This is a genomic window from Prevotella sp. S7-1-8 (assembly GCF_000758925.1).
Taxonomy (GTDB): Bacteria; Bacteroidota; Bacteroidia; order Bacteroidales; family Bacteroidaceae; genus Prevotella.
Window position 1 is genome coordinate 1 of the sequence record NZ_JRNC01000024.1, and the last position, 25,076, is coordinate 25,076.

At 48.6% G+C, this 25,076-nt stretch carries 22 protein-coding genes and 1 pseudogene; 11 read left to right on the forward strand and 12 right to left on the reverse strand.

The genetic code is table 11. From position 1 onward, the window contains the following. The first annotated feature begins 163 nt into the window (after window positions 1–163). Window positions 164–586, forward strand: a pseudogene (locus HMPREF1640_RS13615) (hypothetical protein). Between the two features lie 92 nt (window positions 587–678). On the opposite strand, the gene HMPREF1640_RS03595 reads toward HMPREF1640_RS13615, so the two are convergent. The 7 genes from HMPREF1640_RS03595 to HMPREF1640_RS03620 all read right to left on the reverse strand — a co-directional run bounded on the left by HMPREF1640_RS03595 (window position 679) and on the right by HMPREF1640_RS03620 (window position 5,787). Further along, entirely contained in the window at window positions 679–1,071 is a 393-nt protein-coding gene (locus HMPREF1640_RS03595; protein WP_036892490.1) for a hypothetical protein, read from the reverse strand. Between the two features lie 72 nt (window positions 1,072–1,143). Further along, window positions 1,144–2,457, reverse strand: a complete 1,314-nt coding sequence (gene der, locus HMPREF1640_RS03600; protein ID WP_036892493.1) for a ribosome biogenesis GTPase Der — start codon at window positions 2,455–2,457, stop codon at window positions 1,144–1,146. A 166-nt stretch (window positions 2,458–2,623) separates the two neighbouring features. After that, window positions 2,624–3,505 (reverse strand): GTPase Era, encoded by an 882-nt coding sequence (era, locus tag HMPREF1640_RS03605; RefSeq protein WP_036892495.1) that lies wholly within the window; start codon window positions 3,503–3,505, stop codon window positions 2,624–2,626. A gap of 88 nt (window positions 3,506–3,593) precedes the next feature. Continuing rightward, entirely contained in the window at window positions 3,594–4,613 is a 1,020-nt protein-coding gene (locus HMPREF1640_RS03610) for a beta-ketoacyl-ACP synthase III (RefSeq protein WP_036892496.1), read from the reverse strand. Then, window positions 4,613–4,798, reverse strand: a complete 186-nt coding sequence (gene rpmF / locus HMPREF1640_RS12740) for a 50S ribosomal protein L32 (RefSeq protein WP_081935257.1) — start codon at window positions 4,796–4,798, stop codon at window positions 4,613–4,615. The genes HMPREF1640_RS03610 and rpmF overlap by 1 nt, the downstream gene beginning before the upstream one ends. 21 nt (window positions 4,799–4,819) lie before the next feature. Further along, window positions 4,820–5,347: a DUF177 domain-containing protein gene (locus tag HMPREF1640_RS03615; protein WP_036892497.1), complete on the reverse strand. Its 528-nt coding sequence runs from the start codon at window positions 5,345–5,347 to the stop codon at window positions 4,820–4,822. Window positions 5,348–5,463: 116 nt separating this feature from the next. Then, window positions 5,464–5,787: a hypothetical protein gene (locus HMPREF1640_RS03620; protein ID WP_036892498.1), complete on the reverse strand. Its 324-nt coding sequence runs from the start codon at window positions 5,785–5,787 to the stop codon at window positions 5,464–5,466. A 559-nt stretch (window positions 5,788–6,346) separates the two neighbouring features. Between HMPREF1640_RS03620 and HMPREF1640_RS03625 the strand changes: the two genes are divergently transcribed. After that, window positions 6,347–7,222 (forward strand): DMT family transporter, encoded by an 876-nt coding sequence (locus HMPREF1640_RS03625; RefSeq protein ID WP_081935258.1) that lies wholly within the window; start codon window positions 6,347–6,349, stop codon window positions 7,220–7,222. A 20-nt stretch (window positions 7,223–7,242) separates the two neighbouring features. On the opposite strand, the gene HMPREF1640_RS03630 is transcribed toward HMPREF1640_RS03625, so the two are convergent. The 3 genes from HMPREF1640_RS03630 to HMPREF1640_RS13165 all read right to left on the reverse strand — a co-directional run bounded on the left by HMPREF1640_RS03630 (window position 7,243) and on the right by HMPREF1640_RS13165 (window position 9,177). Next, the gene (locus tag HMPREF1640_RS03630; RefSeq protein ID WP_036892499.1) at window positions 7,243–8,472 is read right to left on the reverse strand and encodes a HAMP domain-containing sensor histidine kinase; all 1,230 of its coding nucleotides are present in this window, start codon (window positions 8,470–8,472) and stop codon (window positions 7,243–7,245) included. 171 nt (window positions 8,473–8,643) lie between these two features. Then, the gene (locus tag HMPREF1640_RS03635) at window positions 8,644–8,988 is read right to left on the reverse strand and encodes an outer membrane beta-barrel protein (RefSeq protein WP_081935259.1); all 345 of its coding nucleotides are present in this window, start codon (window positions 8,986–8,988) and stop codon (window positions 8,644–8,646) included. Window positions 8,989–9,021: 33 nt separating this feature from the next. After that, the gene (locus HMPREF1640_RS13165) at window positions 9,022–9,177 is read right to left on the reverse strand and encodes a hypothetical protein (RefSeq protein WP_156098699.1); all 156 of its coding nucleotides are present in this window, start codon (window positions 9,175–9,177) and stop codon (window positions 9,022–9,024) included. A gap of 698 nt (window positions 9,178–9,875) precedes the next feature. Here HMPREF1640_RS13165 and HMPREF1640_RS13170 point away from each other — a divergent pair. The 4 genes from HMPREF1640_RS13170 (at window position 9,876) to HMPREF1640_RS03650 (ending at window position 15,719) form a co-directional block, all read left to right on the forward strand. Further along, window positions 9,876–10,061, forward strand: a complete 186-nt coding sequence (locus tag HMPREF1640_RS13170) for a hypothetical protein (protein ID WP_156098700.1) — start codon at window positions 9,876–9,878, stop codon at window positions 10,059–10,061. A 16-nt stretch (window positions 10,062–10,077) separates the two neighbouring features. Further along, the gene (locus HMPREF1640_RS03640) at window positions 10,078–13,593 is read left to right on the forward strand and encodes an SNF2-related protein (protein ID WP_052051689.1); all 3,516 of its coding nucleotides are present in this window, start codon (window positions 10,078–10,080) and stop codon (window positions 13,591–13,593) included. Between the two features lie 64 nt (window positions 13,594–13,657). Then, the gene (locus HMPREF1640_RS03645; RefSeq protein ID WP_036892501.1) at window positions 13,658–14,872 is read left to right on the forward strand and encodes an MFS transporter; all 1,215 of its coding nucleotides are present in this window, start codon (window positions 13,658–13,660) and stop codon (window positions 14,870–14,872) included. A 19-nt stretch (window positions 14,873–14,891) separates the two neighbouring features. Then, complete coding sequence (locus tag HMPREF1640_RS03650; protein WP_052051690.1) at window positions 14,892–15,719, forward strand: uroporphyrinogen-III synthase; 828 nt, start codon at window positions 14,892–14,894, stop codon at window positions 15,717–15,719. A 322-nt stretch (window positions 15,720–16,041) separates the two neighbouring features. Here the strand turns inward: HMPREF1640_RS03650 and HMPREF1640_RS03655 are convergent, their stop codons facing one another. Next, window positions 16,042–16,860, reverse strand: a complete 819-nt coding sequence (locus HMPREF1640_RS03655; protein WP_036892503.1) for an ABC transporter ATP-binding protein — start codon at window positions 16,858–16,860, stop codon at window positions 16,042–16,044. A gap of 29 nt (window positions 16,861–16,889) precedes the next feature. Then, window positions 16,890–17,648, reverse strand: coding sequence for an ABC transporter permease (locus HMPREF1640_RS03660; protein WP_036892504.1), 759 nt, complete (start codon window positions 17,646–17,648; stop codon window positions 16,890–16,892). Between the two features lie 408 nt (window positions 17,649–18,056). On the opposite strand from HMPREF1640_RS03660, the gene lptB reads away from it, so the two are divergent. From lptB to recQ, 5 genes are all read left to right on the forward strand, one after another. Beyond that, window positions 18,057–18,908, forward strand: coding sequence for an LPS export ABC transporter ATP-binding protein (gene lptB / locus HMPREF1640_RS03665; RefSeq protein ID WP_052051694.1), 852 nt, complete (start codon window positions 18,057–18,059; stop codon window positions 18,906–18,908). A gap of 113 nt (window positions 18,909–19,021) precedes the next feature. Beyond that, entirely contained in the window at window positions 19,022–20,377 is a 1,356-nt protein-coding gene (tig, locus tag HMPREF1640_RS03670) for a trigger factor (RefSeq protein ID WP_036892506.1), read from the forward strand. A gap of 296 nt (window positions 20,378–20,673) precedes the next feature. Then, the gene (clpP, locus tag HMPREF1640_RS03675) at window positions 20,674–21,375 is read left to right on the forward strand and encodes an ATP-dependent Clp endopeptidase proteolytic subunit ClpP (protein WP_052051691.1); all 702 of its coding nucleotides are present in this window, start codon (window positions 20,674–20,676) and stop codon (window positions 21,373–21,375) included. Between the two features lies 1 nt (window position 21,376). Beyond that, window positions 21,377–22,621 carry an ATP-dependent Clp protease ATP-binding subunit ClpX gene (gene clpX, locus HMPREF1640_RS03680; RefSeq protein WP_036892508.1) on the forward strand — a complete coding sequence of 415 codons (1,245 nt, stop codon included), beginning with the start codon at window positions 21,377–21,379 and terminating at the stop codon, window positions 22,619–22,621. Window positions 22,622–22,675: 54 nt separating this feature from the next. Next, window positions 22,676–24,901 carry a DNA helicase RecQ gene (gene recQ, locus HMPREF1640_RS03685; RefSeq protein ID WP_036892605.1) on the forward strand — a complete coding sequence of 742 codons (2,226 nt, stop codon included), beginning with the start codon at window positions 22,676–22,678 and terminating at the stop codon, window positions 24,899–24,901. Window positions 24,902–25,076 lie beyond the last annotated feature (175 nt).

Below are 25,076 nucleotides of genomic sequence, written 5' to 3' on the forward strand. Positions count from 1 at the left end.
TTTTTTTTTTTTTTTAACGACGTTTTTTGGGAGACGAACATATATTAACATTAACTTTGAAAATTCAGAGGAATTAAAATTGGGTAGGGGCTCAGTACAATTTTTCCGGGGAACAATTTGTTATTTATTTTAATAATTGCGACCTTCGCGTCATGGAAGAAAAATGTTACGCGCCTTGGCAACTCTTGTTTTGCCCTCTCAAATACAATGTTATTTTACTATTGTTTCTGTTCGCGAGGTTTGGCCTGAGTTTCGTATTAGTCTTGACTAACGTATGGACAAGGCTTTGTCGGATGATGCCAACTTCGAGTCCAAATGGTTCACGGAAGCAGTTAATATAACTGGCTTTCCGATTCGAGATCATAAGGTTATATAGAAAATTCGTCGCGGACGATGGGCGGATTTGCGCACGGGCAAGAGCTTTGCGCCTCCCATCGCTTTGGACATAGTAGCTCAAGGCATCCGTTACTCCAAGGAATTATGGGATGCTTACGCTACAAAAAAGCGGCTAATGTTGGATGTTTACGATTTTTCAACGTATTTTTCTCAAATCCGCCAAGTGTTGTCACACGATCGAACGGACTAAAGAAAAATCGTAAACGAGTTAAGAATAAGGAATTGGAATATTGAGCCGCGAAGGTCACACGCGTCCAAACGAATGGCCAAAGCATACCACGCTCAACGCATATACCAGACATCTTTGTGTTCAATCATAGGCACTAACACCTCCTCGGTAGCGCTGTCTCCATAAACAAAGATAAGAAACACGTTGGCCACATGTCGAGCCGTATCGACAGTGGCGGCGCCCACGCGCACCTTTTTCAATCCTTTGTGGGCGGCTTGCTGCTCGCCCACAAACATTTTGGCGTTGGCAATGAGTTGCTGGCGATAGGATGGAGGTATAGCTTCAGGTTGATACCTGCCATCGACAAAGTCTTCGTATTTGCCTTGTATCAACCAGTCGTAGTACACTTTTGCGGCTCGTGCGGCTCGCTCCTCGGGGATGGGGCCATCGCTACAGCTCCAACAAGCCGCGCATGTGGCAAGTATCAAAAATAGTATTTTCCTCACTCTGAAACAGATTTTATGGGGGTGCGCTTCCGTTTGGGGCGCTCAAGCACCGTGCCAGTCGCCGTGCCGCCCCTATTTTTTCCTGATAAACACATGGATGGGGCATCCGTGCATGGGCCAATGCTCGCGTATCTTGTTCTCGAGAAAACGGCGATAGTTCTCCTTGACATATTGCGGCAGATTGGCGTAAAACACGAAAGAGGGTATCTGCGTGTTGGGCAATTGCGAGCAATATTTTATCTTGATATACTTGCCCTTGATGGATGGCGGTGGCGTTTGTTCGATAATGGGAAGCATCACCTCGTTGAGCTTGGTAGTTCCCACGCGGGATGTACGGTTGAGATAAACCTGTTTGGCAGTCTCAAGCACCTTGAATATGCGCTGCTTGGTGAGAGCCGAGGCGAAGATAATGGGGAAATCGGTGAACGGTGCCATGCGCTCCCTGATGGCGCTCTCAAACGTCTTGATTACTTTTTGGTCTTTATTCTCCACCAAGTCCCACTTGTTCACCACTACCACCAAGCTCTTTCTGTTGCGTTGTATGAGCTGGAAGATGTTCATGTCTTGCGCCTCGATGCCACGCGTGGCATCGATCATCAATATACATACGTCGCTGTTCTCTATGGCGCGGATGCTGCGCATCACGCTGTAAAACTCCAAGTCCTCGGTCACCTTGTTCTTGCGACGTATGCCAGCTGTATCCACAAGATAAAAATCAAAGCCAAACTTGTCGTAACGGGTATAAATACTGTCGCGCGTGGTGCCCGCTATCTCGGTCACGATATTGCGTTCCTCGCCTACAAAGGCGTTTATCAAGCTCGACTTGCCAGCGTTGGGCCTGCCCACGACAGCGAAGCGCGGTATATCATCCAGCGACTCCTCGCTGGTCTCGGAGGGCAATTTCTGTATGACAAGGTCGAGCAAGTCGCCTGTGCCACCGCCCGTTGCGGCGCTCACGCAAACAGGATCGCCCAAGCCAAGCTTGTAAAACTCGGCCGCCACGTATGCCTCACCGCTATTGTCCACCTTGTTGGCCACGAGTATCACAGGCAGCTTGGCGCGACGCAAGATTGTCGCTACGTCCTCGTCCCAATCGGTGAGCCCTGTCTCCACATCCACCAAGAACAGCACCAAGTCGGCCTCGTCAGCCGCTATCCTCACTTGCTGGCGTATGGCATCCTCGAAAATATCATCGGATTTCACGACCCATCCACCCGTGTCCACGACCGAGAACTCCCGATCGTTCCAATTGCATTTGCCGTATTGGCGGTCGCGAGTGGTTCCTGCCACATTGCTGACGATAGCTTGACGCGACTGGGTGAGGCGGTTGAAAAGTGTGGACTTGCCCACATTGGGACGTCCTACGATTGCTACTAAATTTGCCATATCTTTATCAGTATTAAAGGGGTTGTTCTTAAAAACAGGAGAAAGAGTTTCTGGGAAAATAGAGATGTTGGGTAAGATTAAAAGTATGATAAGTATAATTACAAGGATGGACAATGTCTTCCATTTCTTTCTCCACACTTAATTTACCTCGTTCCAAGAAGAAAGTTCATCGCGGATTGTATCCGAAATGGTCCAACTCTTTTTGAGAGTTTCGCCAATCCTTGTCAACTTTGACAAACATCTCGAGAAAAATTTTCTTGCCAAAAAAGCTCTCCAAACTTTTTCTCGCCTCTGAGGACACACGTTTTAGCGCGGTGCCTTGATGCCCAATGATGATGCCTTTCTGCGAATCGCGCTCCACGTAGATTACCGCGTTGATGCGTATGAGTTTTTCGCTCTCTCGGAATTGTTCAACCAGCACCTCTACCGAGTAAGGTATCTCCTTGTCGTAATAACGCAAAATTTTCTCGCGAATAATCTCCGAGACAAAGAATTTGGAAGGTTTGTCCGTGAGCTGGTCTTTGCCAAAATAAGCTGGGCTTTCGGGCAACAGCTCAACAATGCGCTTCATCAGTATATCAACGCCAAACTTGTTCTTGGCAGAGATTGGCAAGATTTCCGCGTTAGGGAGCAGGGCGTGCCACCTTTCCACAATATCGCCAAGATGCCGTTGGTCGGTTTCGTCTATTTTGTTGATAAGTAAAATCACCGGGATAGCCATGGTCTTGACCTTGTTCAAGAACTCAATGTTTTTTTCCGGGTTCTCCACTACATCGGTGACATAGAGCAGAATGTCCGCATCCGCAAGCGCCGACTCCGAGAAAGCCAGCATCATCTCTTGCATCTTGTAGTTTGGTTTCAACACCCCAGGCGTGTCAGAGAACACTATCTGCATCTCGGGTGTGTTCACGATGCCCATGATGCGATGGCGAGTGGTTTGTGCCTTAAAAGTGGCAATGCTTATTTTTTCACCAACAAGCTGGTTCATCAGCGTCGACTTGCCCACGTTGGGATTGCCCACAATATTTACGAAGCCTGCTTTGTGCATATCTTTTATGGAATGGAAAAATTGGCGAAACAAAAAAAACGCATGATTCATGAAACTGAAGGATGCGTTTTCTTATAGTTTAATTTACTTATTTTACACCAGAAACAGCCGCTCCGTCATATCCCCATTTATAATAAGAGGCTCCATGGACGAAACCGGCTCCAAAAGCCGTCATGATGACATTGTCACCTTTTTTCAACTTGGACTCATAGTCCCACAACGCCAAAGGAATGGTGGCGGAACTGGTGTTGCCGTAATGGTCAATATTGATCATCACCTTCTCGATAGGTATCTCCGCGCGCTTGACGACGGCCTCTATAATCCTTAAGTTAGCCTCGTGGGGCACCACCCAATCCACGTCATCGGCGCCCAAGCCATTGCGTTTGAAAATCTCGCTAACGTCATTGCCCATATCGGTAACGGCATGTCGAAAAACATTGCGCCCTTCTTGGTATATATAGTGCAAATGATGATCTACCGTGAAATGAGAGGGTGGGCAAACGCTGCCACCTGCTTTTATATGCAGGAAAGGAAGGCCTTTGCCGTCTGTACGAAGGAAAGAGTCTTGAAAACCAATTCCCTCTTCTTCTGTCGCCTCCACTAACACCGCTCCTGCGCCATCACCAAAAAGAACGCAAGTTTGACGATCGGTGTAGTCAACGACAGACGACATCTTCTCGGCCGAGACCACGATAATCTTCTTGTAGCGACCGCTCTGAATCATCGCGGACGCGGTGTCCATGGCGTAAAGAAATCCGCAACAAGCGCACGACATATCATATGCGTGCGCGTTTTTCAAGCCCAATTTCCCCAACACGATGCTTGCCGTGGAGGGAAACGCATAGTCAGGAGTGGTGGTGGAAAGGATAAGCGCGTCTATAGTGTCAGGATCAACGCCAGTCTTTTGCAAGAGTTGCTTGGCGGCCTTACGCCCCATGTAACTGCTTCCAAGCCCTTCTTCCTTGAGGATGCGGCGCTCTTTGATACCCACACGTGTGGTGATCCACTCATCACTGGTATCTACCATGCGAGACAATTCCTCGTTAGTGAGAACATAGTCGGGCACGTAGCCACCCACACCTGTGATTACAGCGTTAATTTTGCCCATTATTCCGCAGCTTCCTTGACAATAGCAACTTTACCACGATAATATCCGCAAGTGGGGCAGACCGTGTGATAAACATAGTATGCGCCGCAGTTGGGGCAGATGGCCAATGTTGGGGCGACCGCCTTATCGTGAGTTCTTCTCTTAAGAGTACGTGTCTTTGACTGTCTTCTTTTAGGATGTGCCATAATACTTTAATGTTTAAACTTTTATTCTGTAATTTTTATTTTGCTTAATGCTTCCCATCGAGAGTCCACAGCCTTGTCACCATCGCCAACGCCGCTTCGGGCGGCCGAATGTTCTTCTAAAACTTTCATCATGGCAGGGTTGCATTTTCCAGGTGCATGCACGTGCCTGAGTGGTATGCTGAGCTCTATGAACTCGTAGATGTACCATGCCACGTCGAGTATTCCTTCGTTCTCGGCTATAAAGACAAGGTTGTCATCGTCAGAGCTGCCTTCGCCAAGCTTGGCCGTGAGATGGTCGCGAGTGTCAACCGCTTGTTCCATGTCGTCCAAGCAGATGTCACACGGTATTACGACCGAGCCTTTTGTGTGAAAATTAATGTCAAATAACGACCCGACACAATGAATGTCAAGCGTGCAGCGCAGTTTCCCCCTTCGCACCACGGGAGCCCCTATGGCCTCAAAGTAGGCGTCATCAAGGTCGTACTCGAGAACATTGTCCCCCTCGGCCAACCTTTTCAGATCTATTTTAAACTGCTCTAAATAAGACATCTCCACACTTTGGGCTGCAAAGTTACTATTTTTTTCTGATAAATAGCTATCTAATCGCAAAAAAAATAATGATAATAAATATTATTCATACTCCTTTGAGAATAGCGTGCCAAAGGCTATTTTAAAATTCTATCTACGGATAATAGGATAAAGTATGTTTTCTCAACATCTCTTTTTGTTACTGTAAGTCGCTTTGCTCTATCCAACAATTTCTTTGTGGATTTGAGTTTGTCATATGGCAAAGGTTCCATATTTTTAGGACTAAAATAAGATAGTCTGCGCACGGATTCCACGGCTTGGACGCTTTTCGCAAGCGTAAGAACTGGCGCGACACCCTGCAATTGCTCAACCGACATGGAACGAATGTCGATTATCTCACCAGATTGGATTGTCTGAGAACTACTTTGATTACCTTTCTTGGACGCTGTCATAGCTGCCATAACAGGCGATTTTCCGATTATAGTTTCTATGTATCCCTACATTTTTATTACGTACTTATTCGTAACTTTCTTGCCTGCTTTTACACTCTCAAATACATTATGGTGTCTCAAGAAAGCGAATGTGTAACATCATTGAGATGATTTGGCAAATGTAATGATAAAAAACAAAAAAGCATAGCATTACGTCGCTTAATGTGAATTATGATGGAGTTTGTCAATTAGTGTTGTCACTTTGCGAGATTTTACCTTGAACTAACAAGTACCAAATTGTCCAAGCGGCTTGACTTGCTATATGGCCAAGTTTACATATGCCTTCTCTGAATAGATGTAAAAAATGTTATCGTATCATATCCGATAATTAAGAAAAAAGACAACAAAAGATAATTATAGTATCTTTCTCGTATTGTTCCAAATCATCAAATAGGCTTAGTGCCCCAAAAATATTGCCAACAGCATTGGTCATTATGCTTTTTAATTATACCTTTGCCCCCCGAATAATAAATGATGACATTAAATGCCTGTACACTATGCACATTGTGTAGAGTGCGGGCCAATAAAAATGAGCTCACGAGTCAAAGGATTTATCGCAGGTGTTCTTGCTGCTGTTTTTTATGGTACCAACCCATTAGGCGCGCTACCGCTCTATGCTGACCATATCACGTCGGGCAATGTGTTATTTTATCGTTACGGCATCGCGATGCTACTTTTTGCCGCATGGATGCTGTTGAAAAAAGAAAACTTCAAGATTAGGCGGGGGCATGCCATCAAGTTTGCCATCTTAGGGGTACTCTTCGGCTTGTCGTCGGCAACGCTTTTCATGAGCTTCCACTTCATGAACGCAGGTGTGGCGTCTACCATTTTGTTTTCCTATCCCATCATCACGGCCATGCTCATGGTGGTGTTCTATCACGAGCGCGTCACGTGGGTCACCACTTTTGCGTTGGTGTTGGCCATCACGGGTATAGGATTGTTGTATCGTGGCGATGGCGGCGAGCCACTCAACATCACTGGCGTGATTTTAGTTTTGGCCTCCTCTTTTTTTTACGCCCTCTACATTGTGTATGTTCACCAGTTCAAAACAGAGATGTCGGTCGTGAAATACACCTTTTGGATCATTGCGTTTGGATGGCTGACCATCATCGGATATATGATTTTCGCGGGCGACCCACTACAAGCACTCAATACGTCTAAACAATGGCTCTGCGTGATACAATTGGCCGTGCTGCCCACATTGCTGTCACTATATTTTATCAATGTGTCCATCCAACTCATTGGCAGCACCCCCACGTCCATCCTTGGCGCGCTCGAACCCGTCACGGCCGTTGTAATCAGCACGTTCGTCTTTGGCGAAATTTTCACATGGCGATTGGCCTCGGGCATCGTGCTAATACTCACGGCGGTCATCCTCATTATATTGAGAAAGCAACCAGCGTAAGCCATGACGCCCGCGACAAACTAATTTTTACGAGCCATTGCGCCATCGCGGCCCTTGCTATCCATGAGCGGCAACTCCACGCGAAAAGTAGTGCCACGCCCCACCTCGGAGTTTTTCACCCATATACGGCCTTCGTGATACTCCTCCACGATACGTTTGGCCAACGACAATCCCAACCCCCATCCTCTGCGTTTGGTGGTAAATCCAGGTTTGAACACATTGCGCACGTCTTTTTTCTTGATGCCGCGACCGGTGTCGCTCACCTCTATGACAGCCTTGTCGCCACGCTCAAAAACGCGGAGCGTGATGGTGCCGTTCTCACCCCCCATGGCATCCACGGCGTTTTTGCACAGATTTTCGATAACCCACTCAAAGAGAGAGCTGTTCAATTTGACCATGACCCGATGCTGGGGAAAAACTGTTGATATAGTGACCCGATGCGAGGTGCGCCTGTTCATATAGTCCACCACGCGCTCCACCACCTCTTGCAGGCTGGTGGGCACCGGTTCAGGTTTGGCGCCTATCTTCGAGAAGCGGTCAGCGATAAGCTCCAAGCGCTTCACGTCCTTACTCATCTCAGGTATAAGTGAGTCCTCTGGATAGGTCTCGCGCAGCACGTCCGTCCATGCCATCAAGCTCGATATCGGCGTCCCCAACTGGTGGGCCGTCTCTTTGGAAAGACCCACCCACACCTTGTTTTGTTCAGCTCGCTTAGACGACAAGAGCGCGAAGAGAGTCACCGCGACAAAGATAAGCACCACGCCCATTTGAGCGAAAGGATAGATAGAGAGCCGTTTCAAAATGAGCGACTCGTCGTAACACACATCGATAAAATCGTTCGCTCGTACCTCGTCGTGACGGCTGGAGGCGCCTGACAGTTTGATGCGAATGTTCTGATGGCGCATGAGCAGCTGCCTGCCTATTTTTTCAGCCTGCCTAAGGCTGTCCTGATAGCTGTCGGCCGTCAGCTCGATGTTGCGAAACTCGGTGGCGCGCCCATTGGCGTCGAGCACCACCACCGGTATGTAATTGTTGTCGTTGAGCACCTTGAGCACCAAGTTCAAGTCGGTATTCTCGTCGGCATTGCTCAGCGTGCGCATGGCCTCGGCCCACACCTCCATCTTGCGCTGCTCTTGTTCTCGCAGGTCGCGCGTCAGATAATGAGACACCAACAATGACCCCACGGCAATCGTGATAGCCGCCATAACGAGCAGAATATTGACACGCCTGATTTTATCGGTCCATTGCATAACTGTCTATACAACGCAACATCTACCCGTTTATTGTGAAGCGACGACGCCAACGCCCCACCTTGCCTATGGAGGTCGTGGTCGGTGGTTATCGTCGCGCATACGGCGGCAATGATGGCGAATAGTGATTTTCTCATATATGTTAGATTGGTTAATGGGTCCATTTGTTGACTACCAAACGTAAGCCACTCCTACTTGTAACAGCGTCCGGTCGCAGTTTTTAACGTATCGGTATTTTGCCTCGGCAAAACCCTTCAGCGTTGGAGTGAAATAATATTCGTATCCCACGCCGAGATCAAAATTGAGATTGCCTTCAGAGTCGTCCGAATAGTCATCAGGTAGATTGTCGACACCAGCGGGCTTCTCTATCACATTGTTCAACTTCATGATGGAATACCCCAAACCCAAAATGGGATAAACTCCCATCTTAGGCGTCAATGCGAACACATAGTTGAAGTCTGTGCCAAGCTCAATAAAGCTGGCGTTGTTTTGTTTGAAGAAATAGTCGGCAAAGATGCTGCCCCGAAATTCATCACCAAAAAACTTTTGCTATTTCAAACCGGCGCCACCATGGTTGTAAGTGCCACTTGTTCCATAATTGGCCGTGGCTCCGAACGCGAAGGTTCCGAAATCTGTCTTGATCTTAGCGTTTGTTGACATGCGACATGCAACTATGCAAATGAATGCCACGAACAGTCTTTTCATGCGATATGTTTTTTAAAATAAAAAATCAAAATTTATGAAAGACGCTTCACGTTTTTACATATAAAGAAAAAAGTCAGTGTAAAATTAAGGAACAATATTGAATATTTCTGTTTTTTTTGCATCTTTGAACCCTATTTTGTTTTGCACTGCTAATTGGGATTAGCGGTCAAGCATCAAGCGCGGAATTACAATTGATATTTAGCAAGCAGTCAGATAGAAGAAACTAAAAAAAAATGACAAAAGCCCTTTCATGCCTCGCGTATTTCCGCGCAATTTACTTCTTGATGGCAAATACGCCAAGCATTTGAGTTTTCCACATATAACAGGAAAACAACACTTTGCAGTGATATAAGAAACATTTCTTCAAATCAGTTTTCAAACTCGCCTTGCCTTTAGGCCTTAAAGGAGATGCCTTTAGGTTCTATTGGCACCACGGTTAAGTCTCAATCACGGCATAAAAAAGGCCTAAACGCCACTGCTTTAGGTATCAATGGCAAAACGACAAGGAAAAACAAGCCCTGTCTTACGAGAAAGATCGGCAGTCGAAAGCCATTTTGACTTCTAAAACAACGACCCGAGCCACGTCGTTTTTGTGATAAAATATTTTACACACCCTGTACCAAACCATAAAAAACGAACGTGGCAAGCATATATTTTATAAGTCTACAGTCGCGGTTTGCGGGTTAAAAATCGTACCTTTGTCGCATGCTGTCATGGACCTGTCACAAAAGACAAGAAAACCGTCGTCATCCATAGGCATACATGGCCACCGTTTCTTGGCGCGCCTGTGGCAGCTTGCTGGAGGAACGGGGCAGGCACGCGCCAAGATTTCGCACCCACTCATGGAACAACGCAAGGCACTGACAAGCAGAGAAACCATATAAAATTATTACCATAACAATGATGGCAAAACATTTTGGCAAAACATGGTGGGGAAGCGAATGGCTACAATCGCTACAGCATATAGACTATGAAAACCGCATACCACGTGGCGCGAGATACGCCCGCAACGGCTACGTACGGAGCGTGAGCATTGATCACGGGGCGATAAGCGCCAAGGTGGACGGCAGCCGCCCCACCCCATACAGAGTGGCGGTCAAGGTAAAAGCCTTCACGGACAAAGAAAAAGAGGCTCTTATAGACGACATATTAGAACACCCGGCCATCGTGTCCGAGCTGCTATGCCACAGGTTGTCGCCAGCCGTGTCAGACATAGCCAAATCCAAAAACATAAAAGTCTTTCCGACGTCATGGCGCGACCTTGGCATGGATTGCGACTGCCCTGACTGGGCGGTACCATGCAAGCACATCGCCGCGGTGATCTACATGGTGGGCAAGGAGATAGACAACAACCCGTTCCTTATCTTCGAGTTGCATGGGGTGGACATCCTCGCCGAATTGGAACGACGCGGCATCAAGGCCCTGCAAGACAGCAAGGTGGAGGTGCCAGGGTGGAGCGAGGCCATGGAGATAGACAAGCCATCCAGCGTCAAGGGCAAGGACGCCCCTGCCACGCTGCCCCAATTTGATTTCTCCACTATCGTGCCCTTGGGAGACACTATGCGAAAACTGCTGCCCATCGAGCCGCCTTTTTGGAGCGAGGGCGACTTTATGGCGCTCTACTCAGAAAACGCCAGCCGGGCGGCCAAGGTTGCCAAGGCCATGCTTCAGGGTAAACGAAGCGTGGCCGACTGTTTTGAGCTGACAACCAACAAACCGGAATCCATAAACGCTGCCGACCCAAGCCTTGTCGTGAACAAACGACACGAGCCAAGCATAAAATTCGGAAAACAGACTACATCACGCTCCGTGCCCGACCTGATGCGACAGCTTGAGGCACTGCCAACGGCAGAAGTTCGCAACAGTTCCAACGCCACATACGCTTTTCACACCTGTTTCACGCTGGCACTCCACCTCGCCGCCAAAGGCAACGTGGTACCCATAATTTGCGCAGACCCCCAAAAAGGCTATGATATAACGTGGGCACCATTTATGGGCGACGCCCAAACGGCGGAAATATTGCGACAGGCCGACACGCTGTTTGCCAAGGGCGATATACGCGTGGGTGGCGTCACGGCTCCCGGCACGCCACGACACCCGGCATGGTTTGCCACCGCGATCTTCTTGACGACCATCGCGCGAGCGACGGCCAAACCATTCACGAAGATAAGCAAGGTGCACGACATGTTCTACAAGGGTGGGTTATACCATTACGATGGCATGGGCGAGCAAGCCGTCCCCATTTCTATCAAGAGCTGGGCCGACCATCTGCGCGCGCCACAATCGCGCCACACGCCCCTGCTGACACTGCGCGAGGACGGCGTGGACAGCGACCGGTTCTTGCTTGATGCGTATGTCGTGGACAAGCAGAAATACGGCGATCCCATATCCCTTCGGTCTGTGTTCTCGGACGAGGCGTATAAAACGACGCGGTACGCCATCTTGAAAGAGCTGTCATCCCTGGCGGGCATGTTGCCGGTTCTTGACGATTATCTCGCGCGCGAGGCGCGCGAGCCTATAGCGATGAGCGGCGATGGCATGATCAGATTTTTGATGGACACGGCGCCAGCACTGCGACTGCTCAACATACAAGTGGCGCTGCCAAAATCACTCCAGAATTTGATTCGCCCACTGCCATCAATCGCATTGTCTACCAAGCCAAACGATGGCAAAACGTTTCTGCGCTTGGACCAGTTGCTACAATTTGACTGGAAAGTGGCCATAGGAGACGATCTCGTGTCGCCCAACGAGTTTGAGCGAATGGTCGGGAAGGCCGGGCAACTCATACGTTTCAAGCAACAATATGTCTATGTATCCGCCGACGACCTCAAACGAATAGAGAAAGCCATGGCGGCGCGCAACGAGATGACACCAGCGCGCATGCTCCAAGCGGCGCTTTCGGGTGAATACAAGACGGCACACGTAAACCTGTCGCCAGAGGTGTGCGAACTGCTCAAGCGGTGGACAACACTACAAGAGATTGGCGTGCCCAAGGAGATACGGGCCACGCCGCGCCCTTACCAGATACGAGGATACGAGTGGATGTACCAAAACATGCGTTTGGGCTTTGGCAGCGTACTGGCCGACGACATGGGACTTGGCAAGACGCTGCAAGTGATTATGCTGTTGCAAAAGCTGGCCAACGAGGGGTTGCTGGCGCAAAAACGAGCGTTGGTGGTGGCGCCTACTGGCCTGCTGGCCAACTGGGAGGCCGAATTGGAAAAGTTCGCGCCCATGATGACAGTGTTCTTGTACCATGGGGCAGAAAGAAAAACAACCCACTTTGACCATCACGTCATGCTCACCTCTTACGGCACGCTGCGCTCGGACGTGGAGAAAATCAAGAAAATGAAATGGGCCGCTATCGTTATCGACGAGGCTCAAAACATCAAAAACAGCGCGACCTCGCAAAGCAAAGCCGTGAAAGCCATCAAGGCGGACATACGCATAGCCATGAGCGGGACGCCTGTGGAAAACCGGCTTTCCGAATATTGGAGCGTCATGGACTTTGCCAACAAGGGCTACTTGGGGTCGCTCAAGGCTTTCAACGAGGAGTTCGCCAAACCGATACAACAATCAGGCGACAAGGCTTGCGCGGAGCGTTTCAAGAAAATAACGGCACCGATGATGATGAGAAGACTCAAAACGGACAAGCGCATCATTGACGACCTGCCCGAGAAAATACAACAAGACGAGTACGCCATGCTTACACCAAGGCAAGCCGCACTCTACACACAAGTGCTGGAGGAAAGCATGAAGGTAATAGAGGGAGTGGACGAAAACGACAAGGGGGCGCTGTTCAAGCGGCAAGGATTGGTGCTGCAAATGGTGCTGGCGTTGAAACAGATATGCAACCACCCTACGCAATACCTCAAAAACGGAGTGATGGACGCTTCACTGTCCGGCAAAACGGAGATGCTGTTAGACATCGTCTCGTCTATTTATGACAGCGGCGAGAAAGCTCTCATCTTCACGCAATACACTGAAATGGGCGACATGTTGCGGCATTTTATAGCCGAGACAACAGGCGCCATGCCAATGTTTCTGCACGGCGGATGCTCCATCAAGCAACGCAAGGAAATGGTGGACAGGTTTCAGGGCGACCGATCGAACCGCATATTGATTCTGTCGCTCAAGGCGGCGGGCACCGGCCTGAACCTCACGGCGGCCACGCATGTCATACATTATGACTTGTGGTGGAATCCGGCAGTGGAGGCGCAAGCCACTGACAGGGCGTACCGCATAGGGCAAAAGCAGAACGTGATGGTGCATCGGCTCATCACGCACGACACGTTCGAAGAGCGCATTAACGACATGATAAACGAGAAACGAGCCCTCGCCGACATGACAGTGGCGGTGGGAGAAAGCTGGATTGGCAAGTTGAGCAACAAAGAACTGCGGGAGCTGTTCGCGTAGGACAGGCCACGCGGCAAAGCCACGGCCAAACGCACGAGACAAAAACAAATACCATTGACAATAGATGAAATCAGAAAACAACAAAAACCGACTGCTATTAGGAACTTTTTTTAGCCTATACATAGCGCAAGCCGTGCCAATGAGTTTCTTCTCAACGGCACTGCAAGTACTGATGCGCGAGCAGGCGTTTTCACTCACCACCATCAGTTTGCTGCAATTAATCAAGGTGCCTTGGATTCTGAAATTCCTGTGGTCGCCCCTCGTCGACCGCAAGTGCATGACAGTGAAAGACTACAAACGCTGGATAATATCGTCCGAAGTGGTCTACGCCGCGCTCATCCTCGGGGCGGGACTGCTGAATTTGGATACCAACATCCAATTAATCATGATCTTGGTTTTTCTGTCGCTCGTCGCCTCGGCCACGCAGGATATAGCGACAGACGCGCTGGCCATACTATCCACACGCAAAGAACAGAAAAGCTTCGTGAACGGCATGCAGTCGATGGGCAGCTTCGGCGGGAGCTTGTTGGGAAGTGGCATACTGCTAATAGTGATGCACCACTACGGCTGGAACGTTGTGACACAATGCTTGAGCGTGTTTGTGCTCTTGGCGCTCATACCACTATTGACGAACAAGAAGATGAGGCTCGCGCAAGAAAAAGAGCCGTCGCACAAAGCCAAATGGAATGATTTTATATGGTTTTTCGGCCGCAAGGAGGTATATCCGCAGATAGGGTTCTTGCTGCTTTATTATGCCAGCATCATGGGCCTGCTATCCGTGACAAGGCCCTACATGGTGGACCTTGGTTACGATATGAAAGAAATCGGCGCGCTCAATGGCATCGTTGGCATATCGGCGGCCATGCTCGTGAGCTACCCAGCCAGCATGCTGATAAGGCGATGGGGAACGGAAAAGGCGAAAATAGCTTTTGCGGCGTGCATACTGTTAGCAACCATTTATTTTGCGTTCATGTCGATGCGCGTCCCCTCCAAGACGGAATTGGTGGTTGGCATCGTGTTTCTCTGGATTTGCTATGGCATGGGTACGGTGGTGGTGTACACCTCTTCGATGTACATCGTGCGCAAGGGCGCGGAAGGGACCGACTTTACCATACAGATTGTCATCACGCATACCAGTGGGTTGCTCATGGCTATCGGTAGCGGAAAGATAGCCGATCTTGCCGGTTATAGCGGCCTGTTCTGCATGGAGGCGGGCATTGCCACCATCTCCTTGTTATACGTCATCTACTTCTTTATAAATTCGAAAAAATATATATAAAATGTAATCCTTTGACGAAATGAACAGAAAGTTATTAATCACGGCTCCCATGCATTACAGCCAGAGGCTTCTAAAGGCCTTTGAGAGGTACAAGGACAGGGTGGACGTATTGCATATACCGATGGTGGAGTCTACATTTGACAACACCGGTGAGCAAATGCGTGAATTGCGCGACAACCTTGACAAATATGATTTTGTCATTCCGCTCAGCAGGAAAGCCATCGAAAGCATGCACTTTCATTGGCACAATCGCAAGGAACTGGGAAGCGCGCGTTTCCTTGCCATTGGCAAAGACAATGACCGCATGCGCAAGTTGATGGGAATTGAGCCACCTTTTGTGTCGACGGAGCCCAGCCCTATGGGCATAGCCAAAGAGTTGGAGAGGCGAGACATGGCGCGAGGCAAGCGCGTGGCGGTGGTGGGGCCGGCGTTCAAGGGAATGGAGGAACCTCGGACAGTGCCGGATTTCTTGGACGAACTTGAGCGTCTTGGCGCAAAAACCAAACGCTTTGGCGCATACCTTAACATGCCGACAGAACTGCGCCTGCGCAAAAAAGCGTATGAATTGATTAAGAATAAAGACTTGACCGGCATAGCCTTTACAAGTGGCAGCGAGGTTGTCGCGTTCAGCGATGGCCTGAAAGAGGTTTATGGAAAAGATGCCCACAACCTCTTGGGCGAGCTTACATTATGCTATTTAGGCCCCTATACAGCCAAACAAGCGAATTTAACCGGTCTAAAAACGGACATCGTCTCAACGTGCTTTAACTCTTTTGACGATTTCACGGCGTATCTGGCAGAAAACGAAAAAAGAGGTTGGCTGACCGACAAAACATGTCGAACGTGAATCGAGTAGGAGGCAAGCCGCAAACATCCAATATTAGCTGTCTTTCACACCAACAAACAACCCCTATGTGTTGCCAGGCGCATGGGGGTTGTTAGTTGGTGTGAAGTTGAAGACGGCATGTTTGTTTGCTCCTCCACCGTAAAGCCTGGCGGTGGCTTTGGAGCAACTCCCCTCATCCATTTACATGTCTGCCTTGGTTCGGGTTGAGCCCTTCCCCGTTTTGACAAGTTGGGCGTAACGCTCCTTATTAAAGTCGCGCGCGTGGCGCGCTCGCCGCGTGGGTGCGGAAAAATGTGTCCATGGGTTTGTTGTGGTGTTGTGGCTACAACCCTTTGGGTTTGTTGGCCGTGCCCCAATCGTTGGCCATGCCACCTTTCTCTTCGTCGTCATTCTCCACTTGTTTCACCTTTTGGAAAAGGTCGCTGGCAAAGACAAAATCGTTCAGCCGCTTGTTGGTGGCTTCCATTACCTCGTCCTTGGTGCCCTGCCATTCGCTTCGCCCCTTGTAGATGAATAGAATGTTTTCGCCGATACCCATCACCGAGTTCATGTCGTGGGTGTTGATAATGGTTGTCATGTTAAATTCTTTGGTGATTTCTGACAGCAGATTGTCGATGACAAGCGATGTTTTGGGGTCGAGCCCAGAGTTTGGCTCGTCACAAAAAAGATATTTGGGGTTAAGCACGATAGCTCTCGCTATGGCTACGCGCTTTTGCATGCCACCTGAAATCTCGCCCGGGAACTTGTTTTCCGCGTCTATGAGGTTAACCCGGTCAAGACATTCTCGCGCTCTTTTTACACGGTCGCGGTAAGTGTTGGAGGAGAACATGTCGAGCGGGAATTGCACGTTCTCAAGTACCGACAGAGAGTCGAACAGCGCGGAGTTCTGAAAGATCATGCCCATCTCCCGGCGCATTAGCACACGCTCTCTCTTGGTCATTGTCACAAAATCTCGCCCATCGTATATCACCTCTCCTTGGGTGGGCTCAAGCAGTCCGACAATGGTTTTCAGCAATACGGTTTTCCCCGACCCGCTTTGGCCGATGATCAAGTTGGTCTTTCCTGTGAGGAACGTGGCGTTGATGTCGCGCAAAACGGTTTTGTCCTCAAAAGACTTGGTAAGGTTTTTAACTTCAATCATGTTTGCAAGATGACTTTTATGCAGGCTTCCTACGAGAGTAATTGTGTGAGAAATACGTCTGAAAAAAGGATGAGCACACTGCTGCTCACCACGGCTTTGGTGGATGCCTCGCCCACTTCTACGGACCCTCCCTGGACGGTATAGCCGTAATGGGACGAAACGCTGGCGATGATAAAAGCAAAAAACAAGCTCTTGACGATGCTCATCCACACATACCACTGGTTGAATTGGTGGGTGATGCCTGCGGTGAGGTCCTCCGGTGGCATCATGTGCCCAATGTATGCGGTGGCGTATGCGCCTATGGTGCTCATGGCCATAGATATGATTACGAGAAAAGGCATGATGGCCAACAGTCCCAATATTTTGGGCAAGATGAGATAGCTGGCGGAGTTTATTCCCATGATGTCGAGTGCGTCTATCTGCTGGGTGACACGCATCGTGCCTAATTCGGAGGCGATGTTGGAGCCCACCTTGCCGGAAAGTATGAGGCACATGATAGAGCTGGAGAACTCGAGCAAGGTTATCTCTCGCGTGACATAGCCCGTTACCCATCTCGGCATCCATGGACTCTGGATGTTTACTTTCATCTGAATGCAGATGACGGCGCCTATGAAGAAGCTGATAAGCAATACGATGCCGATAGAGTCGACACCGAGTTGGGACATGTCCTTGATAAATCTTTTGTAAAACATCCTAAGACGTTCAGGGCGCGAGAACACTCGCCCCATAAGGATGAGGTAACTACCTACGGCGCTGAGATACTTGTGTAGTATATGAATGACAAACATCTGTACTTGCTTAGTAGATGCAAAAGTAACCAAATTCCTCTTAAAAACTACAACTATTCTAATAGTTTTTGTTGGTAACAACGTAGATTAGATGTTTTTTTAGTATTTTTGCATCTCAAACCTTTGTGCTCCCGAGCATTGCGAGCGGTGGCACGCTTGCGCGTTTGACGGCGGAAAGGTATCGATGGCCACGTGATGACAATGCGTCTCCTTGTGCCACACACTTGCTTAAAAGGATTTGCGCTATGTGGCGTATGAGACTGATTGACAGGCAACGCGCTAAAACAGAAAGTGTAAAAATCTATGTCTGAAACAATAAAAACATTAGGAAACGACATGCAGGCAGCTTCGCTGGGTCTGATGCCGGAATCGGAACAAGAGCGTGACGCGCGCCTTGGCATTGATAACATGACACCCGAGGAGGTTGACGAGCTGCTGCGTGAGAAGTTGAAACACAAAGAGCTGCGTACCGAGGGATTGGTGAAGCGGTATGGGCGGCGTACCGTGGCCGATCAAGTGACGTTCAATGTTAGGCAGGGAGAGATCGTTGGATTGCTCGGACCTAATGGCGCCGGCAAGACCACGTCGTTTTACATGACCACCGGTCTCATCATTCCCAACGCTGGCAAGGTGTTTATCGATGACAAGGATATAACAGGATACCCAGTCTACAAGCGTGCCCGGGCCGGCATAGGCTATTTGCCACAAGAGGCCAGCGTGTTTCGCAAGATGAGCGTAGAGGACAACATAATGTCCGTGCTGGAAATGACCGGCATGAGCCGTGAGCGGCAGTTGGCCAAGCTGGAAAGCCTGATTGACGAGTTTCGACTCAATAAAGTGCGAAAAAACAAGGGCGACAGGCTCTCTGGAGGTGAACGGCGGCGCACGGAGATAGCGCGCTGCTTGGCCATAGACCCAAAATTCATCATGCTCGACGAGCCTTTCGCGGGCGTCGATCCTATCGCCGTGGAGGATATCCAGCACATTGTGTGGCGACTGAAATATCGCAATATCGGCATCTTGATAACCGACCACAATGTGCAGGAGACACTCTCCATCGTGGATCGCGGATACCTGCTCTTTGAGGGGCGCATCCTTTTTCAAGGCAGCCCGGAGGTGTTGTCGGCTAACGAGGTGGTGCGCAAGAACTATCTGAGCGATAATTTTGTCTATCGAAAGTTCCAGTCGAACGAGGAAGATCGAGCCGTCGCCGAAGAGTCGAAAAAATCTCTGCTGAATGAATTGTATAGTAAAAAATAATAATTTTTAGTTGTATATATTAGGCATATTCGTCAAATATGGCTAACTTTGCGTTTTAAAATCGCAATAATCCCCTTTGATAAATACAAATATTAAAATAATAAAAATTAGAAATGAAAGTATCATTTGAAGCACCTGACAAAATCAACGGTTTGCTGACGATCACCGTAGAAGAAGACGATTACAAGGAAGATGTCGAGAAGGCACTAAAGGAATATCGCAAGAAGGCCAATGTGCCAGGCTTCCGGCCGGGACAGGTTCCAATGGGCATGATTAAGCGCCAATTTGGCTCGGCGATCAAGATGGATGCCGTCAACAAGCTGCTTGGAAACGAGATCGAGAAATATATCTCCGAAAACAATATACAGATGCTTGGCGAACCCTTGGGGTCCGAGAAGCAAGAGGCGCAAGATTTGGAGGCGGAACCTCCTTACACGTTCATGTTTGATATCGCCATTGCGCCAGAGTTCAAGGTTGAGCTTACGAACAAGGATAAAATAGATTACTATGACATACAGGTGGACGATGAGCTTGTGGACAAACAAGTGAAAATGTTTGCCGCGCGCATGGGCAAGAATGTGAGCGTGGAGGAATATCAAGATGGAGATTTGCTCAAAGGCGACATGCGTGAACTTGACGACAAGGGTAACACCAAGGAGGGAGGTCTCACCGTGGAGGACGCCGTGATAATGCCTAAATATATCAAGGTGGATGAGCAAAAGAAAATCTTTGACGGTGCCAAAAAGGGTGATATCATCACATTTAATCCTAAAAAAGCGTACCCGGACAGCGTCACGGAGATGGCCGCTCTCTTGAAAGTGAAAAAAGAAGAGGCTGGGCAATATGCCGGCGACTTCAGTTATCAAATCACAAATATAGACCGTATGCAGGACCATGCGGTTGACCAGGAGCTGTTTGACCAAGTGTATGGAGCTGGAAATGTAAAGGACGAGAAAGACTTCCGCGCGAAAATCGCGGATGGGTTGAAGAAACAATTGGAGCGTGAATCTAACTATAAATTCTTGCTTGACTTGCGTAAATACGTTGAGGACAAGGTGGGCGCCCTGACCTATCCAGACGCTCTGCTCAAGCGCATGTTAAAACAAAGAAACGCTGACAAGGATGAGGCTGCCATAGAAAAGAACTATGAATTGAGCCTAAAGGAGCTTTCTTGGGATTTGATGCGCGGCCAATTGGCGGAGCAATTGAAGGTAAAGGTGAATGATGACGATGTGAAGAACGCCGCGATGGAGACCGCCCGCATGCAATTCGCGCAGTATGGCATGAACGACGTGCCGGAGATGTACGTGGAACAATACGCCGAGAAACTGATAGAAAAAGAAGACGGCAAGCGCAACTTTGTTAACCGGGCTGTCGACGTTAAAGTTATGGAGGCTGCCAAACCGGTGGTGAAACTTAACAAGAAAAAAATCTCTTTGGATGATTTTCAGAAGATGACCGAGGAGTAACACGGCGACAATACCCTTGCGATATTAAAATGAACTCTGCCTGAAGGCGAGTGTGGCGAGGAGCCATAGTGTCAAGACCAGTTGCATGTGCCAAGTGAGGCGGTGGTGGTCGAGGCGCTATGGCTTCTTGGGCTATGCGAGCATTCGCGTGGAGAGTTTGTAGCAAGAAAAGATTTTTTAAGAAATTTAATAAGGCTGATCAGGTCAATACCGACTTTTTTTGTTATCTTTGTGTTATAAATCATGGTAAGAAGAAACGTCTGTCGTGATTTCTCAGCACAAACAAGAAATAAAATATGAACAACGATTTTAGAAAATTCGCAACCAAACATTTAGGTATGAGCGGCATGGTCTTGGACGACGTGATAAAAGCGCAAAACCGATACCTCAACCCATATATTCTTGAGGAACGCCAGCTGAACGTGACACAGATGGACGTGTTCTCCCGATTGATGATGGATCGCATCATCTTTCTCGGCACCGAGATAGACGACTACACTGCCAACACGTTGCAAGCGCAGTTGCTCTTTCTCGATTCTACGGACACGGGCAAAGATATTTCCATATATATCAACTCGCCCGGAGGTAGTGTCACGGCAGGCTTGGGTATCTACGACACCATGCAGTTTATCTTGAGCGATGTGACAACGATATGCACAGGCATGGCCGCGTCGATGGCCGCGGTGCTGTTGGTGGCCGGCGCCGAGGGCAAACGCTCGTCGCTTCCGCATGGCCGAGTGATGATACACCAGCCGCTTGGCGGGGTGCAAGGACAGGCTTCGGACATAGAGATAGAGGCGCGAGAAATTTTGAAGTTCAAGAAAGAGCTGTTCACGATCATCTCCGAGCATTCGCATCAGCCTTATGACAAAGTCTGGAAAGATAGCGATCGCAATTACTGGATGAACGCGGAAGAAGCTAAAGCGTATGGCATGATAGACTCTGTGATGAATCGTAAGAAAGTGAAAAAAGAACAAGAAAACATAAAGGACGAATAATATGCCAAAGAAAGCCTGTAGCTTTTGCGGGAGAACAGAAAATGACGTGAAGCTGCTTATAACCGGACTTAATGGATACATATGCGAGGATTGCGCGGCGCAGGCGTATGAGATTGCGCAGCAAAGTGGAGTTTGGGACAAAGACGTGACTAACCCTGACGCTCCGCACACCTATAAACCCACAAAAAAAATACCGAAACCGAAAGAAATAAAGGATTATCTTGACGACTATGTCATAGGGCAAGACGAGGCGAAACGCTATCTGTCCGTGTCTGTTTATAACCATTACAAGCGTTTGCAACAGACCAAGGACGATGATGGCGTGGAGATAGAAAAAAGCAATATCATCATGGTGGGCTCTACGGGTACTGGCAAAACTTTGCTGGCTCGCACGATAGCTCGGCTGCTCGACGTGCCATTCACCATTGTCGACGCCACGGTATTTACAGAGGCTGGCTATGTGGGCGAGGATGTGGAAAGCATTTTGAGCAGGTTGTTGCAAGTGGCCGACTATGACGTGGCGGCTGCCGAGCGTGGCATCGTCTTCATAGACGAGATTGATAAAATAGCGCGCAAAAGCGACAACCCCAGCATCACCCGTGACGTGAGTGGGGAGGGAGTGCAGCAAGGCCTGCTCAAACTCTTGGAGGGAACCATGGTTAATGTGCCGCCCAAAGGTGGACGCAAGCATCCTGACCAAGATTACATACACGTGAACACCAAAAATATACTCTTCATCTGTGGCGGAGCCTTTGACGGAATAGAGCGTAAGATAGCGCAACGGCTCAACACGCACGTAGTGGGTTACAACTCCGTAATGAACGCTCGCAATATCGACAAGGGCGATATTATGAAGTATATTTTGCCCCAAGACCTTAAATCGTTTGGGCTTATACCCGAGCTTATAGGGCGTATGCCTGTGCTCACTTATTTGAAGCCGCTCGACCGTAAGGCCTTGAGACGTATATTGGTAGAGCCAAAAAACTCGATTGTCAAACAGTTTGTCAAACTTTTCAGCATGGATGGCGTCGCGCTGACATTCACTGACGACGCGCTGGATTTTATAGTGGACAAGGCTGTGGAATACAAACTTGGCGCTCGTGGGCTGCGTTCTATTGTTGAGGCCGTGGTCATGGACGCCATGTTTGATGTGCCATCAAGGCGCATCAAGAAATTCGAGGTGACACTTGATTACGCAAAGAGCCAGATTGAGAAGGCGCATATGCATAAATTGGAGTCTGCGTGACGGTTCTTATGGGTATCCTTGGTGGCTTGTGGTATGACGCATCTATCTGGTATGATGAACAAAGACTATTTAATAGAGAAGTTAAAACTGTTTTTTGGCTTTGATAATTTCAAGGGCGATCAAAAATCCATCATAGAAAATTTGATGGATGGCGGCGACTCGTTTGTGCTGATGCCCACGGGTGGTGGCAAGAGCTTGTGCTATCAGTTGCCATCCCTGCTCATGGAAGGCACCGCTATTGTTATATCGCCCTTGATCGCGCTGATGAAAAATCAGGTAGACGTTGTCAATGGCTTGACCGAGCAGGATGGCGTGGCGCATTTCATGAACTCTTCGCTCAACAAGGCCGCGGTGGCACAAGTGGTGGATGACGTGCATAGTGGGAAAACCAAATTGCTATACGTGGCGCCGGAATCGCTTAACAAGTTGGACAACTTGGAGTTCTTCGTGTCGTTCAAAATCTCTTTCTATGCTATAGACGAGGCACATTGCATTTCAGAGTGGGGGCATGATTTCAGGCCTGAATACCGCAACATACGCCCCACCATAGAAAAAATTGCCACGCTCAGAAACGAAAGGCGCGCGCCCATTATCGCGCTTACTGCCACGGCTACCGACAAAGTGCGCATGGACATTAAGAAAAGCTTGGGTATTTTGAATGCCAAGGATTTCAAAAGCTCGTTCAACCGACCAAACCTATATTATGAGGTGAGGCAGAAGAATAGCGAGGAAGACGCGGATAGCCAGATAATCCGTTTCCTAAAGCAATGCGAGGGCAAGAGTGGCATTATCTATTGCTTGTCGCGCAAAAAGGTGGAGGAGCTATCTAAGAAATTGCAGATAAATGGTTTTAGGGCGGCTCCATACCACGCTGGGCTCGATACCGAGGTTCGCACGCAGACGCAGGACGATTTCTTGCGCGAGGATATAGACGTGATTGTCGCGACTATCGCTTTTGGCATGGGAATTGACAAACCGGATGTGCGATTTGTCATCCATTACGACATCCCCAAAAGCCTTGAGGGTTATTACCAAGAGACAGGTAGGGCTGGCAGAGATGGCGGAGAGGGGCGTTGTATAGCGTTCTACTCGCCCAAAGACTTGAAAAAATTGGAGAAATTCACTGATAATAAAGGTGAGGCGGAAAAAGAAATAGGGCGCCAGTTGCTTGAGGAAACCAAGGCTTACGCTGAAACTTCGGTATGTCGACGCAAATTCTTGCTGCACTACTTTGGAGAGGAATATACCAAGGATAATTGTGCAAACTGCGATAATTGCACGCACCCACAAAAGTCTATCGATGCCCAAGATGCCTTGCTGGTGGTGTTACGCGCCATTAAAGCGGTGAAACAGCACTTTGACCAAGCGTATATTATAGATTTCGTTAGAGGTCGTGCCACAGATAATATCGTGCGCCACGAACATGACGAATTGGCCGATTTCGGGTCGGGAATGGAGATCAATGAGCGCGAGCCGTCTATTTGGAATCCTGTGATCAGGCAGGCCATGATAGCGCATTATATTTACAAAGATGTGGAAAGCTATGGTTTTTTGACATTGACACCGGAAGGACTTGGATACATCAAAAAACCAAAACCGTTTCATATCGTGCTTGATAGACAGTTTGATGAAACGGAAGACGCCTCGGGCGGCAACTCCGGCGCGCTTGATGACAAACTCTACAAGCTGTTGAGAGGGTTGCGAAAAGCTGTTGCCCATAAGCGCAATCTTCCGCCATATGTCATATTCCAAGATATATCGATAACGCTCATGGCCACTACTTATCCCGTGACCATGGACGAATTGCTTCAAATTCAAGGCGTAGGGCAAGGTAAAGCCAAAAAGTTCGGAAAAGAATTTATAGACTTGATCAAACGCTATTGCGAAGAGAATGATATTCAGCGCACGGACATGATGCGCGTGATTAGCCTGCCAAACAAATCGCAAAAAAAACTAAAGATAATAGAACTGATAGACAAGCGCATTCCATTGGATGAAATAGCCGCCGATCAAGGCTATGGGTTTGACGAATTGTTGGACGAGATAGAGTCTATCGTAAACAGTGGGATGAAAGTTAATATCAGTTATTACGTAGACGATGACGGGGTGGTGGACCCTGACGAGATAGCCGATATCTACGAGTATTTTCGAAAAAGCGAGACGGATGATATTGACGATGCCATCGACGAGGCTGATATATATGACGACGAAGATGGCTTGACGGCTGAACAAAAGGCACGTTTGGTGCTCATCAAATTTTTATCGGAGGAAGGAAATTAGGGCCGTTTCTCTCAGAGTGAGACTTGGCAAGCTACCTTGATAAATGTTTATCTTGAGACAGGCGCATGTCGCTGCCATCGTTTTGGATAATCGGGCTACGAAACTTTGTTTTTCTTTTCTTGAAATATTTATTCCATGTGAATTTCTGTTTGATAACTCGCGGAAATACGGTTGG